The sequence below is a fragment of the Oceanobacillus sp. Castelsardo genome, from assembly GCF_001659985.1.
GTDB lineage: Bacteria > Bacillota > Bacilli > Bacillales > Amphibacillaceae > Oceanobacillus.
In genome coordinates this window covers 20,186-37,264 of sequence record NZ_LYCS01000016.1, presented here as the reverse complement: position 1 = coordinate 37,264, position 17,079 = coordinate 20,186, and the positions used below count along the sequence as shown (strand labels likewise).

The 17,079-nt window shown below is 35.7% G+C and carries 15 protein-coding genes; 14 read left to right on the top strand and 1 reads right to left on the bottom strand.

All coding sequences use genetic code 11. The annotated features are described in order from the left end of the window. Positions 1 to 545: 545 nt before the first annotated feature. From A9178_RS17810 to A9178_RS17775, 8 genes are all read left to right on the top strand, one after another. Positions 546 to 1,439, top strand: coding sequence for a CAP domain-containing protein (locus tag A9178_RS17810; protein ID WP_068677690.1), 894 nt, complete (start codon positions 546 to 548; stop codon positions 1,437 to 1,439). A 527-nt stretch (positions 1,440 to 1,966) separates the two neighbouring features. Then, positions 1,967 to 2,962: a glutaminase gene (locus A9178_RS17805; RefSeq protein WP_068677688.1), complete on the top strand. Its 996-nt coding sequence runs from the start codon at positions 1,967 to 1,969 to the stop codon at positions 2,960 to 2,962. A 13-nt stretch (positions 2,963 to 2,975) separates the two neighbouring features. Further along, on the top strand, positions 2,976 to 3,641 hold the full coding sequence (locus A9178_RS17800) for an SOS response-associated peptidase (protein ID WP_068677686.1): 666 nt from the start codon (positions 2,976 to 2,978) through the stop codon (positions 3,639 to 3,641). A 159-nt stretch (positions 3,642 to 3,800) separates the two neighbouring features. Beyond that, on the top strand, positions 3,801 to 4,322 hold the full coding sequence (locus tag A9178_RS17795; RefSeq protein ID WP_369801995.1) for a low molecular weight protein-tyrosine-phosphatase: 522 nt from the start codon (positions 3,801 to 3,803) through the stop codon (positions 4,320 to 4,322). A gap of 15 nt (positions 4,323 to 4,337) precedes the next feature. After that, positions 4,338 to 4,616, top strand: coding sequence for a hypothetical protein (locus A9178_RS17790; RefSeq protein WP_068677684.1), 279 nt, complete (start codon positions 4,338 to 4,340; stop codon positions 4,614 to 4,616). Positions 4,617 to 5,137: 521 nt separating this feature from the next. Continuing rightward, positions 5,138 to 5,974 (top strand): YihY/virulence factor BrkB family protein, encoded by an 837-nt coding sequence (locus tag A9178_RS17785; protein ID WP_156520806.1) that lies wholly within the window; start codon positions 5,138 to 5,140, stop codon positions 5,972 to 5,974. Between the two features lie 155 nt (positions 5,975 to 6,129). Then, the gene (locus A9178_RS17780) at positions 6,130 to 7,008 is read left to right on the top strand and encodes a transporter substrate-binding domain-containing protein (RefSeq protein ID WP_082918263.1); all 879 of its coding nucleotides are present in this window, start codon (positions 6,130 to 6,132) and stop codon (positions 7,006 to 7,008) included. A 10-nt stretch (positions 7,009 to 7,018) separates the two neighbouring features. Next, complete coding sequence (locus A9178_RS17775; RefSeq protein ID WP_068677679.1) at positions 7,019 to 7,702, top strand: amino acid ABC transporter permease; 684 nt, start codon at positions 7,019 to 7,021, stop codon at positions 7,700 to 7,702. 38 nt (positions 7,703 to 7,740) lie between these two features. Here the strand turns inward: A9178_RS17775 and A9178_RS17770 are convergent, their stop codons facing one another. Further along, positions 7,741 to 8,919: an MFS transporter gene (locus A9178_RS17770; protein WP_068677677.1), complete on the bottom strand. Its 1,179-nt coding sequence runs from the start codon at positions 8,917 to 8,919 to the stop codon at positions 7,741 to 7,743. Between the two features lie 146 nt (positions 8,920 to 9,065). Here A9178_RS17770 and A9178_RS17765 point away from each other — a divergent pair, with 146 nt between their 5' ends. The 6 genes from A9178_RS17765 to A9178_RS17735 all read left to right on the top strand — a co-directional run bounded on the left by A9178_RS17765 (position 9,066) and on the right by A9178_RS17735 (position 17,005). Further along, the gene (locus A9178_RS17765; RefSeq protein WP_068677675.1) at positions 9,066 to 9,869 is read left to right on the top strand and encodes a YfkD famly protein; all 804 of its coding nucleotides are present in this window, start codon (positions 9,066 to 9,068) and stop codon (positions 9,867 to 9,869) included. Positions 9,870 to 10,036: 167 nt separating this feature from the next. After that, entirely contained in the window at positions 10,037 to 11,347 is a 1,311-nt protein-coding gene (locus A9178_RS17760; RefSeq protein ID WP_068677673.1) for a Na+/H+ antiporter family protein, read from the top strand. Between the two features lie 54 nt (positions 11,348 to 11,401). After that, positions 11,402 to 12,199 carry a delta-lactam-biosynthetic de-N-acetylase gene (pdaA, locus tag A9178_RS17755; protein WP_068677672.1) on the top strand — a complete coding sequence of 266 codons (798 nt, stop codon included), beginning with the start codon at positions 11,402 to 11,404 and terminating at the stop codon, positions 12,197 to 12,199. Positions 12,200 to 12,268: 69 nt separating this feature from the next. Continuing rightward, positions 12,269 to 13,138 (top strand): DNA-3-methyladenine glycosylase family protein, encoded by an 870-nt coding sequence (locus tag A9178_RS17750; protein ID WP_068677670.1) that lies wholly within the window; start codon positions 12,269 to 12,271, stop codon positions 13,136 to 13,138. A gap of 742 nt (positions 13,139 to 13,880) precedes the next feature. Next, a complete protein-coding gene (locus tag A9178_RS17740; protein WP_068677666.1) occupies positions 13,881 to 16,022 on the top strand; it encodes an ATP-dependent Clp protease ATP-binding subunit in 2,142 nt (713 codons plus the stop codon). A gap of 113 nt (positions 16,023 to 16,135) precedes the next feature. Further along, the gene (locus A9178_RS17735) at positions 16,136 to 17,005 is read left to right on the top strand and encodes a ComEC/Rec2 family competence protein (protein ID WP_068677664.1); all 870 of its coding nucleotides are present in this window, start codon (positions 16,136 to 16,138) and stop codon (positions 17,003 to 17,005) included. Positions 17,006 to 17,079: the final 74 nt, after the last annotated feature.

The window sequence follows — 17,079 nt, the reverse complement described above, 5'->3', positions numbered from 1 at the left end:
GCGGCGTACCCGCTTCTACAGGCGGGAGATAAGTGCCGCCAAGCTTCGAAATAAGGGCGACTAAGTTACAGGTGGAGTTAAAACTTCACCTAAACCAAGTCTTTATATAGTTATTCATCTAATTCTACTTTTTTATGGGGGTTATAGAGTAGTTTCCCCTTCAATAGATTTTAGAAACTTCCTATATATAATAGTGAAAAGCATATTAATAAAATTAATCTGAAATAGGGTATAAATCAAGTAACATTTTGTTTACAAAAAAGGTTATTTTGTAACAATAGGTACTGCTTAAAAAAGTGTCAATATCAACTTTATGGAAAATTTTGTAGGAATAAGTACGACCATCCAATTTTTCTAAATCTAGGGTTTCTAAATTTTATAGATAAATCAAGGGTTTCTCTTTTTTTATGAATCTAGTTTATTTGAAATCTTTCATTTGGAAATGAGAGCCAAAAATATTACAAAAAACTTGTGCTATGATGAGTTCGTAAGTCACACGGTGGCTTTTCGAGAACGACAAAAAGCAAAAAGGAGAGAACATAAATATGTTTAAGAAAATAGGTATTGTTACAGCGTTATCGGCTGCATTTATCTTTGGGGGAGCTTTTGATTCAGCAGATGCACATGCGGATACAAACGCTAATGCAAATGTTTCATATAAAGTATACTATTCTATTAATGGAGAACAAGTTAAACTTAACACTCAAAATCTAGATCAAGCAAAGATTTACGAGTTAGTTCAAAAAGTATTTAATCAATATAATATAAATTGGAATAACATTAAATTACAACCACAACAAGTTCAAGTTCCGGAGAAAGTGGAGCAACCAGTTGAGAAGCAACCTGTACAAGTAGAAAATCAACAACCGTCAAAAGAGGTTCAAAAACCAGCGGATAATAAAGTGCAGCAACCATCAAAAGAAGTTCAAAAGCCAGTTGATAATAAGGTACAACAACCATCAAAAGAGGTTCAAAAACCAGCTAATAATAAGGTGCAACAACCATCAAAAGAAGTTCAACAACCAGCTAAACAAGAAACTACGAAAGAACAAGGAAATCAATTAAGCCAATTTGAACAAGAAGTAGTTACTTTAACAAACCAAGAAAGAGCGAAATATGGTTTAGCAGCATTAAAAGTAGATACAGCATTAAGTAAAGTAGCACGTGAAAAATCCCGTGATATGGCAGTAAATAATTACTTTGATCATAATAGCCCAACTTATGGTTCACCATTTGATATGATGAAGAGCTTTGGTATTACTTACAATACTGCAGGTGAAAACATTGCCTATGGTCAACGTACTCCAGCTGAAGTAGTAAATGCTTGGATGAATAGTGAAGGTCACCGTGCTAACATTCTTAACGGGAGCTTTACTCACATTGGAGTAGGTTATGTAGAGAATGGTAACTACTGGACACAACAATTTATTGGTAAATAATAAGGCTAATGAGACTAGTATATAATGCTAGTCTTTTTTTTATGAAATGTGGGTTGGTTTTTGAAGTTAAACTTAGGGGATTTTGTAAGTAGTGGAATAAGAAAGCTACCCTATGCTCCCGGAAGAAGAGAAATTTGAATGGAATGGTCGAATAGAGCCGTTCTATGCTCCCGGAAGAAGAGAAATTTGAATGGAATGGTCGAATAGAACTGTTCTATGCTCCCGGAGGAAGAGAAATTTGAATGGAATGGTCGAATAGAGCCGTTCTATGCTCCCGGAAGAAGAGAAATTTGAATGGAATGGTCGAATAGAACTGTTCTATGCTCCCGGAAGAAGAAGAATTTGTGTGGAATGGTCGAATAGAGCTTCTTTAAGGATCCAAAGGGTAAGGAAAGGGGGAAATTAAAATGGTTTATGAGAGCAACTCTAATAAACTAAATAAGGTTATTTATTCTTTTTATAAATAAAATAATAAGGGATTTGTTTTTCTAATAATATACATACTAATACTATGTGAGGTGGTGCAGTTGGTACAAGGATCGGCTAATTTAAATACAAAGTTGACGGAAGAATGGTTACAAAATTATGTGGATGATTGGGTGAAGTTTTTCGGGAGATATACGAATGAGGGAGAAGTCGCTTCGTACATACCAATCTTGCAAGAAGCAAATAAAAGTCACTTAGGAATATCAATCATTGGAAATGAAGGAATGATGATTCAGTCTGGGAATATTGATGTTCCGTTTACGATTCAAAGTATTTCCAAAGTTTTTACCTTTATAGTAGCATGTATGGAAAGGGGTGTTTCCTACGTTCTAAGCAGGGTAGACGTGGAGCCTACTGGAGAAGCGTTTAATTCCATTATGCATTTAGAAATGAAGAAAATCAAAAAGCCATTTAATCCATTTGTTAATGCAGGAGCTATTACAGTTACTTCCTTATTAAACGGAAAAACTTCAGATGAAAAACTGGAACCACTTTTTCGGCTGTTTGAAAAAATTCTAGGGGCTCGTCCCAGGTTAAATAAGAAAGTATATGAGTCTGAAAACGAAACTTCGGTACGTAATCGAGCGATAGGTTATTATTTGGTTGAACTAGGATATTTGGAATCAGAATTGGAATTAGCGTTGGATACTTACTTTAAACAGTGTTCTATAGAAATTTCATTAAGTGATTTAGCGCGTCTCGGAGTTATTCTAGCAAATGATGGGGAGGATCCGAAGACAGGAATCGAAATAATACCAAAGCAAGTAGCTAGGCTTGCAAAATCATTAATGCTTACATGTGGGATGTATGATGCATCAGGGAAATTTGCTGCGTATGTAGGAATACCTGCAAAGAGCGGTGTATCTGGTGGAATTATTGCTGTTGCACCACCGAGGATTCGACAGGAAAACTTACCATTTTTAAATGGATGTGGTATAGCGGTGTATGGCCCGGCGTTAGACGAGCAAGGAAATAGTGTTGCTGGAATACGATTATTACGGCATATAGCGAAACAATGGGATTTGAGTATTTTCTAAAGGGGTGAAGAACATGTGCGGTAGATATACATTGCTTCAAGATGAACTAGAGATTCTTGAAGAATTTGATATTGACGAATCAATTGATTCCTATCAACCTAGTTATAACATCGCCCCTGGTCAAAATGTGTTAGCTATTATTCATGATGGAAGGAAAAAGCGAGCGGGATATTTACGCTGGGGATTAGTTCCTTCGTGGGCGAAAGATGAAAAAATAGGGTATAAAATGATTAATGCAAGAAGCGAAACTGCACATGAAAAACCGAGTTTTAAAAAATTAATGTCACAAAAGCGATGTCTCATTGTTGCAGACAGTTTTTATGAATGGAAAAAGGCAGATGGTGAAAAACAACCAAAGCGAATTCAAATAAAAGATCGTAACCTTTTTACATTTGCCGGTCTTTGGGATAAATGGATACAGGGGGATAAAGTATTATTTACATGTACAATTCTTACGAAAGAAGCTAATACATTTATGCAAGATATACATCATCGTATGCCAATTATTTTACCAAAAGAAAAGGAAAATGAATGGATTTCTCCTATTAAACTTCATCCCGAGCAAGCACATCAATTTTTACATTCAGTAAAGATGGAAGAGTTAAAAGCTTATAACGTAGGATCTTATGTGAATGCTGCAATAAATAATGATGAAATGTGTATTCAACCAATTGCGTGAGTGAGAATGCTTCCTTAATTTGAGGGAAGCATTTTGTGACAGATAAGAAAACATAAAAATTTTCCTTCTGCATAGTTGCAATGAAAATATTCGCATCAAGGCTTGGGGAACACGAGGGTTTTCAAAGAGAACTTCTGGAAAAATAGGTTAATATTGTTTATGATAGGAATAGTTGATTATAATATTAGTTGTAAGATAGGTGATAAAGTGATACGTGTATTATTTGTATGTTTAGGAAATATTTGTAGGTCACCAATGGCAGAAGCTATTTTTCGAAGTATGGTCAGTAAAGAAAATCTAGCCGATAAAATCGAAGTGGACTCTGGTGGACTAGGAGAGTGGCATATTGGTAAAGCACCGCACAAAGGAACAAGAGAAGTATTAGATGGTAAGAATATCTCATACAAAGGGATGGTTGCGAGAAAAGTAAATGAAAATGACTTTGAGGATTTTGATTATATTATTGCAATGGATGATCAAAATATGAAAGGTCTGAAGGATTTAGAGAATGCCACTAACCATAAAGTAACCATTGGAAAACTAATGGATTATGTTGAGAATCCTAAAGAAAAAAATGTACCAGATCCTTATTTCACTGGGGATTTTGATTACACTTATGAATTAGTGTTAGAGGGTTGTACCCAATTATTAAACCATATAAAAATGGAACATTCATTGTAAAAGGAGAGAATACATATGGCTAAAGCTAGATTAATTACGGGAGTGGTAGTAGGTGCAACAGTTGGAGCGATTGTTGCGTTAATAGATAAAGATACTAGAGAATTTGCAAAAACGCAATTAAATTCTGCTAAATCTTGTTCCGCTAATTTAATTAAGAATCCATCCGAAGCGATTCAATCATTCCGTACAACAGTTGATCGTTGGAATGAAACGTTAACTAGTGGAGCGGATAATGCAATTAATGCATTAGAACAAGTCGAGGAAACAATAAATAAGTTTACGAATAATAAATAGAGGGAAACTTACATAATGTAAAGGAAGGGAATCGGCGAAAAGCCGATTTTTTTTCTAAGAAGAGGTTGTTCAAAAAGTCCGGTGAAAATGACACTTCGACGTTTCTAGTTGGCGATAGTGGAACTTCTACTAAGACCGTCCACGTCCTTGAAAAAGAAAAGCACTTTTTCTGCGTGCGATGTATACCCACGGAAGCATTTCTTGTCCTGTGGGCAACGTAGAAGTCAGCACATCCTGTGCAAGTCCGTTCCTCATGTATTAACAGCATACGTTCCGGTATTAGAAAACTTGGCATTTGCTGTGCTCTTCGGCAAATACCTTAGTTGCACTTATGCAGAAACGCTTTTTTTCTGCCTCAAAGCTACGCCGCCTCGAACTGCGACGCACAAATCTTTACCGGTGGGACGAGTAATCGGAGCCCTGGGACGTTGCGAATTTAGCCGACCTCGGTCCTTTTCATCCTCCTTTTTGAACTCGCACTAAAAAGAGAAAAGTCCCATTTGAAAATAGGAGAGAGGAAATTGGGTAACTTAATCATTATGGGTAAGCAGTTGTTTAAACGAATGGATGATGTGGATGTTTTTGGGTTAGCCGCACAACTAGCTTATTTCTTCTTGCTTTCGCTTTTCCCATTTTTACTGTTTTTACTTAACCTAGTTGGATATCTTCCAATCAATGTGGAATCAGTTATGGAAATCATTGACTACTATGCACCTGATGAGATTATGACGCTAATTGACACAAACTTAGATCAATTGTTGGGTCAAACGAATGGTGGATTACTTTCTATTGGGATTATCGGAACCTTATGGGCTGCCTCAAATGCCATTAATGCTATTATGAAGGCCTTTAATCGTGCATATGATATCGATGAAGATCGTTCTTTCATTGCAACAAGGCTAATTGCGATTGTTTTAACGATTGCGATGGTATTAGTTATCATTGTCTCATTATTACTCCCGGTATTTGGCCAGATTATTGGTGAATACATTTTTGCGTTTGTTGGATTATCCGATACCTTCCTACAATTATGGGGCACATTAAGATGGGTGTTATCTTCCGTTATATTTTTTATCGTTTTACTTTTTTTATATAAGTTAGCCCCGAATAAACATATTTATTTTAGAGAAGCAATCTGGGGGACGATTATGGGTACGATTGCGTGGCAAATTGTCTCTTATGGTTTTTCTTTTTATGTAAGTACATTTGCTAACTATTCCGTTAAATACGGAAGTCTAGGTGCTATTATTATTTTAATGATTTGGTTTTATCTACTAGGTGCTATTATTATTCTAGGTGGAGTTATTAACTCAGTTATTAGTAAGTTTAAGAAAGAAAGAGGAACATTTTATAAATAATAAATAAGGGGAGGCATTCGTTTTTTTAGCGAATGTCTATTTATTTTTGAATAATGGTCAGAGACTTTGAAAATGGATTAGTAATGGTGGATAAATACATTGTAAACTGTTACAATGTACCTTGGATAATAAATTATAACAAAGGGGAAATGGAAATGGCTAGATTTAAGGGTAGTTTAGTTTTTATGCTAATTATGTGTATCACTATATTGTCTGCCTGTGGTGGTACAGGCAGTGAGTCTAGTGAAAAGCCGCAAGAAAATGAATCATCTAACGATAAGGCTTGGGAGAAAATCCAGGATGCAGGAGAAATAGTTGTAGGGACATCAGGAACTTTAATTGCTTCCTCTTATTATGATGAAGACGAAAAATTAACAGGTTATGATGTTGAAATCATGCGTGAGATTGGTAAGCGTTTAGGATTGGATGTTTCTTTTGAAATTATGGGAATTGATAGTATGCTTCCGGCTATTAAGAGTGGAAGAATTGATATGGCAGCGAATGATATTGAAATTACAGATAAACGAAAAGAAGAGTTTAATTTTAGTGAACCGTATAAATATTCTTATACAACAATGGCTGTGAGAAAAGAAGATAATTCTGGAATTGAGTCATTGGAAGATTTAGAAGGAAAAAAAGCCGGTGGTGGAGCAACTACGATTTATAGTCAAATTGCTGAACATTATGGGGCTGAAGTAGTTACATACGGAAATGCACCGAATGAGGCGTATTTAAGGGATGTGGATAATGGCAGAACGGATGTTGTTATAAATGATTATTTCTTAACCAAATTTGGTGTAGCAGCATTTCCTGACTTTGATATTCATTTACACCCGACATTGAAGTTTCACCCAACAGAACAAGGTGTTATTTTACCTAAAGATGCAGATCGAGTAACAGAAGAAGTTAATAAAGCTTTAAATGAAATGCGTGAAGACGGAACATTATCCGAATTAGCAAATCAGTTTTATAAAGAAGATGCCTCGCAAAAACCTGAGGGAGAGATTGAGGAAATTGAAGGGTTAGATTTGTAAGGAGAGTATCATGAATGTGAATGGTTTTGATTTTGGAGGATTGTTTGATGCAGAACTTGCGATACGGAGTTTGCCTTATGTTTTAGAAGGGTTGCCGATGACCATTCTTATTTCGGTGGTAGGAATGGGGATTGGGTTAGTTCTTGGTTTATTTTTAGCACTTGCTAGGAGTTCAAGTGTGAGGGGATTACGCTGGCCCGCGCGTTTATATATTTCATTTATGAGAGGAACCCCGATGCTTGTCTTCCTATTTATTTTGTATTTCGGGTTACCAGTTGTAGGGATTGAGTTGAACGCGATTAGTGCGGCAATATTAGGGTTTGGTTTGAATAGTGCTGCTTATATCGCTGAAATTAATCGATCCTCCTTAAGTTCTGTAGACAATGGTCAATGGGAAGCGGCTAGGTCATTAGGGTTAGGTTATGGAACGACATTACGATCGATTATTTTGCCTCAGGCGATTCGTATTGCGGTACCTCCTCTGACCAATGTGTTTATGGATGTTGTGAAGGCAACATCCTTAGCAGCTGTCATCACTGTTCCAGAACTTTTTCAAAAAACACAAATCGTTGCGGGTAGGGAGTTTGACGCGATGACGATGTATATATTAGTTGCACTTATTTATTGGCCGATTTGTATCCTAATTGGTTATATGCAGGAAAGATTAGAAAATCATTATAGTAAGTATGTGTAAGAAACAAAGACCAAATCCTGGGTGATTTGGTCTTTTGTTTATTCATTTATATGGATTCTTGCTTTATCCGGCTCTTTTTTGAAATAAATCGCTGTAGTAATCATTATTAGAATTACTACTATTAAGTAGAAAAAGGATACGTTCGGGAAGAATTCGATAAATAGTCCACCTAAAAAAGGTCCACTTATACTACCAAAACTAAAAATAATACTAATCATTAAATTTCCTGCAGGCAGTAAATTAGTTGGTAATAAATCTGTCATAAATGCGATTCCCATTGAGTATAACGAACCTACTAGCATACCGGCTAGAGCAAAGGATACGAATAAGGCGATAACGGAGTGTTCGAATGTCGCAGCTATTAAAAAGCAAAGAATTCCACCAGATAATACAACTAGAAGCGTATTTTTTCTACCTATTTTATCACTAAGTATTCCTAAAGGTAGTTGTGTAAGTAAACTTCCTGCTGCAAAGCAAGGAATAATATAAGCGAGAATTTCTATATTATGACCAATCCGAAGTCCATAAATCGGAAAAATGCCGTGCAAGGCTGCCTCTAAAAAACCATAACCAAACCCTGGTAAGAGAGCAACCCAGGCTATTTTACCGGTTTCTGCAAATCTTCCTAAAGAATTTGTCGTCTGAACCGTTGTGTCATTATCCTCATTTGGCCACTCATTTCGAACAAAAAACATCGTGCCCCATACCAAAAGACTTAAGACAGCAGAGACAATAAAGGGGGCTGTCTCGTTAATGGCCATTAGTCTTGTCATTAATGGTCCGATTGCAAAACCCAGGCCGAAAAACATTCCGTAATAAGCTACACGTCTCCCACGAATTTCCTTTGGTGTTGTTGTCGTAATCCACGTCTGTGTACCAAAGTGGATCATTTGGTCACCGATTCCAATCGTTACCCTTAAAATAAACCAAAACCATAAAGCCTGCCAAAATGGAAACAACGTCATCGATAATATAACTAGTATTCCTCCAACCATTATGATTGGTTTAAAACCGAACTTTTGTAGTGGCTTTTCCATGAATGGAGACGCAAGAAGGATACCAATATAAATTCCTGTTGCATGTATTCCATTAATTGAAGAAGGTATTTGATTTTGCTCCAAAATGATGGATAAAAGAGGAAGGAGCATGCCTTGTGAGAAACCGGAAATCGCCACTAATAAAATCAAAATCCAAAATCTCGTGTTTGTTGATACCATAATTTCCTCCAAAATAAAAAAGAATATTATTTAAATCTAAAGCTAAAACAAAAAAATAGCAATGGAATACTTTAATATTTAATTTCAGCCACGTATATTTTCAACCGTTAAGAAAAAACTAGGGAAAAATGAAAGGAAGGAACAGAATGAAGGTAAGAATTCTTACTATATTGGTGGCATGTCTTTATGCATTAGTCTTCCCTGTTTTAAGCTCTGCTGAAGAACAAAAAGATGATAAAAAGAGTAAAGATCCTTTTGAAATACCTAGTCATGTATTAGATATATCTAAAGAAAATACGTATCCAAATACAACTGAAGATCAGGAAGTTATTGAGCCTAGTGAATTAACAAAAGAATTAATGGATGGAACGGATATTCCGATAAAAAATCCGGATTTAATAAAAATGTTAAATGAGTCTGCTTTAGATCCGTCTCCCATCGCGATTGGCTACAGGGGAATGATTTATTTAGGGCGTTGGCCATTAAATTATGAGTCACTAGAAACGAATATTAACTGGGAATATCAGAAAATCAATACAAATGAGCTAAATAATCTTGGTGGAGATGTTAACCAAGTGATGAATTATGTTCAACAAGAACAAAAGGAAATTAAAGGTGCATTAACTAATAAAATTAATAATCCAGATGAAGTAAAAAGAATGATGCTTTTAGCAACAAAGGAAAAAACAAAGTTGCCACTGTCTTACCAAACAGTAATTGGAAAAAATACAAAAAAGGAAAATTCCTATAATATTCCAACAGAAAAATTTGGTGTATTAAATGCTTTTGCGCCTGCAGTTAATGAAAAGGGTCAAGTAACCTTTGGCGAGGTATATATAAAGTTAAAAGGTAGTAATAAAGGGTTAATTATTAAAAATGTAACGAAACAAGGAATTGGAGGTTGGATTCCGATTCAGGACCATGTCTCTTTTTCATTTCAAATTAAATAGGACGATATAGCCCTGAATGTTTCAGGGTTATTTTTGTATAAAGTTGATTTTAGTGAATGGAACGCCAATTTTTCTAACTTTTAAAAAGGGGGTTGATTTATTTTCTTTAATACTTTATCATAGTGAAGTATTAGAGTGCTTAAGGGAAAAAACGAGGTGAAATCGAAATGGAATGGGTAGTCATTATATCCGTACTAGTCATGTTAGTTCTTAGTTTATTACGTGTGAACGTTATAATAGCAATTATTGCTGCAGCAATTACTGCAGGATTGATGTCTGGATTATCCATGGTAGAATCCATCGATCTTTTTGTGAGTGGAATGGGTGGTCAGTCTAGTACTGCATTAAGTTATATTTTATTAGGGGCTTTTGCAGTGACGATTAGTTATACAGGAATCACTAGTTTACTTGTTAAATTTTTAATCCGTGTATTAACTGGAAAGAAAACGATGTTACTACTTGTGATTGCAGGGGTAGCATGCTTATCACAAAATTTAATTCCGGTACACATTGCATTTATTCCTATTTTAATTCCGCCTTTATTAAAATTATTTGATTCGATGCGATTGGATCGTCGAGCGGTAGCTGTTGCTTTAACTTTTGGTTTAACAACTCCATATATCATGATACCAGCCGGTTTTGGGCTTTTATTCCATGAGACAATTTATAATGCAATGGCTGACAGTGGCTTAACTGTACCGATGGGAGATATTGCACTTGCAATGATAATCCCTGGTCTTGGAATGGTAGCTGGGTTATTCGTTGCTATTTTTATTACGTACCGAAAAAATCGAGATGCTGTGGAAGGAGCGGGTGGCACAGGAACTTTAATAAGCGAAGTAGATGAGCAGAATGTGACTTTTAATAGAAGTCATATGCTAACTATTCTTTCTATCCTTGCCGCTTTCGTTGTACAAATTGTGACAACTAATCTGATTTTAGGTGCATTAGCTGGTTTATTTTGTATGTTTCTATTTTTTGTTACTCCATTTAAAAAAGGAGACCAGGTTATTTCAGATGGTATTAAAATGATGGGATTTATTGCATTTGTTATGTTATCTGCTTCAGGATTTGCGACTGTTATACAAGAAACAGGTGCAGTTTCTACTTTAGTTGAAATATCTTCTAACATGTTAGGAGACAATAAAGCAGTCATTGCATTTGTATTATTATTAGTCGGTTTATTAATTACACTTGGAATTGGCTCTTCTTTTGGAACAGTACCTATTTTAGCATCCCTATATGTACCAATTTGTTTAGCAGCCGGTTTCTCGCCATTAGCTACAACAGCTTTAATCGGTACTGCAGGTGCATTAGGGGATGCAGGTTCACCTGCATCGGATAGTACATTAGGTCCAACGGCGGGGTTAAATGCGGATGGAAATCATAATCACATTTGGGACACAGTAGTTCCGACGTTTATTCATTTTAACATCCCTTTATTCATTTTCGGGTGGATAGCAGCACTTGTCCTTTAGAATAAATTAAATAAATTTGTGGAAAGGTAAGAGAAAAATAGTAGGTGGGTTGTTATGAAAAAATATGTTTTCACAACGATCATCCTTTCTCTTGCTTTTTTCATTGGTTGGATGAATCCAGTACAAACAGAAGCAAGTGGATATGGATGGGGATACCAGAAAAATAAAGAACATAAGGTCCCAGATATTGGCAAATACCAACAAATGTTGGATAAGTATGGTGCTTATTATGCAGATTTATCAGGGGATAAGAACGTATACTTAACGTTTGATAATGGATATGAAGAAGGTTATACAGACGAAATTCTTGATGTACTAAAAAAAGAAAAGGTTCCGGCTACTTTTTTTGTTACAGGTCACTATGTTAAGAGTTCTCCAGATTTGGTAAAGAGAATGGTAAATGAAGGTCATATCTTAGGAAATCATTCTTACCACCATCCAGATTTTACAATTGTTAGTAAGGAATCAATGACAGAGGAATTAAAGACGTTAGAAGAAGCAGTGGCTGAAGTGACTAATCAAAAGGATATTAAATTTCTACGTCCTCCACGTGGAATGTTTAATGAAACAACGCTAAAATGGGCGAATGAACTAGGACTTACCCATGTATTCTGGTCTCTCACGTTTAAAGACTGGAATACATCTAATCAAAAGGGTTGGCAATATGCGTATGATAGTGTTATGGAGCAAATCCATCCTGGGGCAATCATCTTGCTTCACGCTGTATCTTCTGACAATGCTCAAGCATTAGAAAAAATTATACAAGATTTGAAAAAAGAAGGTTATGAATTCAAAAGTTTAGATGATTTATTAGTAAAGAATATGTTACCGGAGGGATTTCTGGGATTTTAAAGCGGGGGTTTGTTTCCTCGCTTTTTTTCTTTTAATTTTGTATTGTTGGAAGAAAAGGGGGCGTTATGAATGTGGGAAGAAGAAGTTAAATTAGATACACTTTATGATTTTGATTATTCTCTATATCGAATTTCCTTTGATCCACTTGCATCCGTTCAATTAAAGGAACGTAAAATATCCATCCCTTTTGTAATAGGGGAAGAAAAGCATATTATTTATGTTCAAGCAATTGGCACCACGAACCAGCCACGGTTCATTGTGAAAAGTAAAGATATTAGAAGAAAAGAAGAAATTTTAGATTACATATTTGACTTGTTTCAATGGAAGAAAGATTTAACTAACATTTTTAATCACTTTGTTGGTACCAACTTGGCTTCACTTTTTGATCAATATCCTGGAACCCCAATTGTAAGAGAATTTGACCTTTATTATAGTTTGATGAAAACAATCATTCACCAACAGTTAAATATGAAATTTGCTTATGTGTTGTCTACCCGTTTTATAGAATGTTATGGGAAAAAGATAGACGGGGTATGGTTCTATCCTACGCCTGAAGAAATCGGGACTATTAAAGTAGAAGATTTACGTGAATTGCAATTTAGTGGAAGAAAAGCGGAATATGTGATTGATACTTCAAGATTGATTGCCGATGGAAAACTGGATTTAAAGAATTTGCGAGAGAAAGATGATGATGAAATTTTAACGGAATTAATTAAAATTCGTGGCATTGGTCAGTGGACAGCCGAAAACTGGCTTATGTTCGGATTAGGAAGGGAAGATCACTTTCCAAAAGCGGATATTGGGATTCAAAATGCGGTGAAGGGATTTTTAGGGATGGACCGAAAACCGAGTAAAGAAGAGTTAGAGAAAATAAGTCAGGAATGGCATCCATACCGTAGTTACGCATCTTTAACGTTGTGGAGAAGTATTGAAGAATAGATGGGATATTAAAGCTTGGATAACCCAGGCTTTTTTTATATCTAAAATAATTGTATTGAAGGATGAGTGCCCGAACGAGGAAAAAATCTTGTGCTTCCGTCACTCATAGGGGCGATGAGTGCCCGAACGAGGAAAAAAACTTGTCCTTCCGTCACTCATAGGGGGCGATGAGTGCCCGAACGAGGAAAAAATCTTGTTCTTCCGTCACTCATCCGGGCGATGAGTGCCCGAACGAGGAAAAATTCTCGCTCTTCCGTCACTCATAGGGGAGATGAGTGCCCGAACGAGGAAAAATTCTCGCTCTTCCGTCACTCATAGGGGAGATGAGTGCCCGAACGAGGAAAAATTCTCGCTCTTCCGTCACTCATAGGGGCGATGAGTGCCCGAACGAGGAAAAAATTCTCGCTCTTTCCGTCACTCATAGGGGGTGATGAGGTGTCCGAACGAGGAAAAAATCTCGCCCTTCCGTCACTCATAGGGATGATGAGTGCCCGAATGAGTGAAAAATCACGTCCTTCCGTCACTGATAGAGGTTTGAACTCCAAAATAACGACAGAAAGGTGAATTTCACGTAGAGCTAATTTGACAGGTACAAAGTATGGTAAGGATAAGGTCAAAAAAAATAAAAAAAGTTTGACCAAAACACTTGAAAGTCAAAAAAGGTCAGAGTATAATAAGGTCATAGGTCAAAGATAGTCAAAGTCAAAAATGACCTTTTTATTTTTAAGGAGGAATGGGAAATATGAAATGTCAAAAATGTGGAGTAAATGAAGCAAACATTAATGCAGCAATGCAAATGAACAATCAGAATATGGAATTGCACCTTTGCAATAAATGTTTTCAAGAAATCCAAGGTCAAATGTTAAATCAATCTGACTTTTTCTCCGGTTTCCCATTTGGCAACGCAGAGGCATTTTCTAATCTTTTTAATCAAGGAAATGGTCAAAATCAGGGCTTTACAACAACTAGAACTAAACAACAAACAACAAAGAAAAAAGGTCTTATTGATCAATTAGGTAAAAATATAACTGATTCCGCAAGAGCTGGTGAAATTGATCCAGTCATTGGTCGTGATAATGAAATTAAACGTGTTATAGAAACGTTAAATAGAAGAAATAAAAATAACCCTGTACTCATTGGGGAACCTGGGGTAGGTAAAACGGCAATCGCAGAAGGACTAGCTCTGAAGATTGTAGAAGGAAATGTACCTACTAAATTGTTAAACAAAGAAATTTATATGCTTGATGTTGCATCATTAGTTGCCAACACTGGTATTCGTGGTCAATTTGAAGAAAGAATGAAAAAATTAATAGAAGAGTTAAAGACACGTAATGATGTAATTGTATTTATTGACGAAATTCATTTAATCGTTGGTGCAGGTACTGCAGAAAGTTCTCAAATGGATGCTGGTAACATATTAAAACCAGCCTTAGCACGTGGTGAATTACAATTAATTGGTGCGACCACATTAAAAGAATATCGTCAAATTGAAAAGGATGCGGCATTGGAACGTCGTCTACAACCAGTCATGGTAAAAGAGCCATCATTGGATGATACGGTCAAGATATTAAATGGAATTAAAGACCGTTATGAAAAATTCCATGAAGTACGCTATTCTGATGAAGCTGTCCAAGCATTTGTAACGTTATCTAATCGTTATATTAAAGATCGTTTCTTGCCAGATAAAGCAATTGACTTAATGGATGAAGTAGGTTCACGTTTGAATTTAAGAAATTCTCAAGGGGATTCTTCAGCTATTAAAACTCGTCTTGATGAAGTAGTGAGAGAAAAGCAAGAAGCGGCGGAAAAAGAAGATTACGAACAAGCTGCAAACTTACGCTATCAAGAAATTCAACTACAAAAACAATTGGAAAAAGCGGATGATAAAGAAAAAGTAATAGATGTTGATGTATCTGATATCCAATTGATTGTAGAAGAAAAGACAGGGATACCCGTAACAAAAATGCAGTCCGATGAACAACAAAAAATGAAGGATTTAGGTGTGAACCTAGGTAAAAAAGTAATTGGTCAAGATGAAGCAGTGCAAAAAGTGGCAAAAGCAATTCGACGAAGCCGTGCTGGATTGAAATCGAAATATCGTCCTATTGGATCCTTCCTATTTGTAGGACCTACTGGGGTTGGTAAAACGGAATTAACCAAAGCCTTAGCGGAAGAATTATTCGGTACTCGCGATGCACTTATACGACTAGATATGAGTGAGTATATGGAAAAACATTCGGTGTCTAAACTTATTGGAGCACCTCCAGGATATGTAGGACATGAAGAGGCTGGACAATTAACAGAACGAGTACGCCATAATCCATATTCCATAATTCTTTTAGATGAGATAGAAAAAGCCCATCCAGATGTACAAAATATGTTCTTACAAATCATGGAAGATGGTCATTTAACGGATTCCCAAGGTCGTACCGTTAACTTTAAAGAGACAGTTATTATTATGACAAGCAATGCTGGAACTGGAGTGAAGGAAGTTAGTGTCGGTTTTAATCAAGCGAAACATGAGTCTGTTTCAACATTAGAAACACTAAGTAATTACTTCAAACCAGAATTCTTAAACCGATTTGATGCTATTATCAACTTCAATGAATTAACAGAAGATAACTTATTAGAAATTGTTGACCTAATGCTTGCTGAACTAGAGGAAACAATTGAAGAAAATAATATTAAAATTGATATTACATTAGAGGCGAAACAAGCACTTGTACGACTTGGCTATGATGTAAGATTCGGTGCAAGACCTTTACGTCGAGTAATCCAAGATAAAATTGAAGACCAACTTACGGATTTAATTTTAGAAGAAGAAAAAGTAGATCATGTAAAAGTAGATGTAGCCGATGGTGAAATCGTAGTAAATAATAAATAATCATCTTATCCCACTAACTATAGTTGGTGGGATTTTTTCTTGCCCGGTAATAATAATTCACCCTCTTTTAGACAAACTAATAAGACCAAAACTATGATAAAAAGGGTGGATTTATGAAGAAATTACATGTAGCTCTTATTTTTATTTTATTATTTATAACTGTAGTGCCACCTCATACCAATGCTAAAGTGTATCCATTTATGGAAGTGCATTATATCGATGTCGGTCAAGGGGACAGCATTCTAGTGGAAACACCTAATGATAAAACGATCCTTATTGATGGCGGACTTCCGAAAGCGGGAGATAAGGTCGTTTCCTATTTGAAAAAACAAGATATAGAGAAGATAGATTTATTAATAGCGACCCATCCAGATTATGATCATATAGGTGGACTTATTAATGTAATGAAATCATTTGAAGTGAGACAAATTCTGGATACAGGTAAAATTCATTTGACAAGAGCATTCGCCAAATATGCTGCGGAAATTCGTAAACAAGGAATACTTAAGAAAACAGCAAAACCAAATCAACGTATTCATCTTGATTCAGATTTAAAAATTAAAGTGCTAAATGCTTATGAAAAAAATCAATCCAACAACGAGTCATCCATCGTACTGAAGATGACTTATAATGAAATGGATTTTTTATTTATGGGTGATGCAACGATGGAACAGGAAAAAAAGTTAATAGAAAAATACGATATTCAATCGGAAATAATAAAGGTGGCGCATCATGGATCGGACACAAGTACTTCACTTGAATTTTTACGAGAAGTAAATCCGCAAATTGCTATTCTAACTTTTAGCGTTGATAATGATTATGGACATCCTGTTGAAAGAGTGGTCGAAAATTTAGACCGAATGGAGACAATTGTTTATTCTACGGCATCTTTTGGGGACATAATGATAAGAACAAATGGGAAGAACTTTTATATCTTTCCAAGTAGAAACCCGACGGATAATTTAATAAGATATTCAGCATAAAAAAACTGCACCTACATTGTTTTAATCAATGAAGGTGCAGTTTTAATTATAGGCATTTTTACCATTTTCGGAAT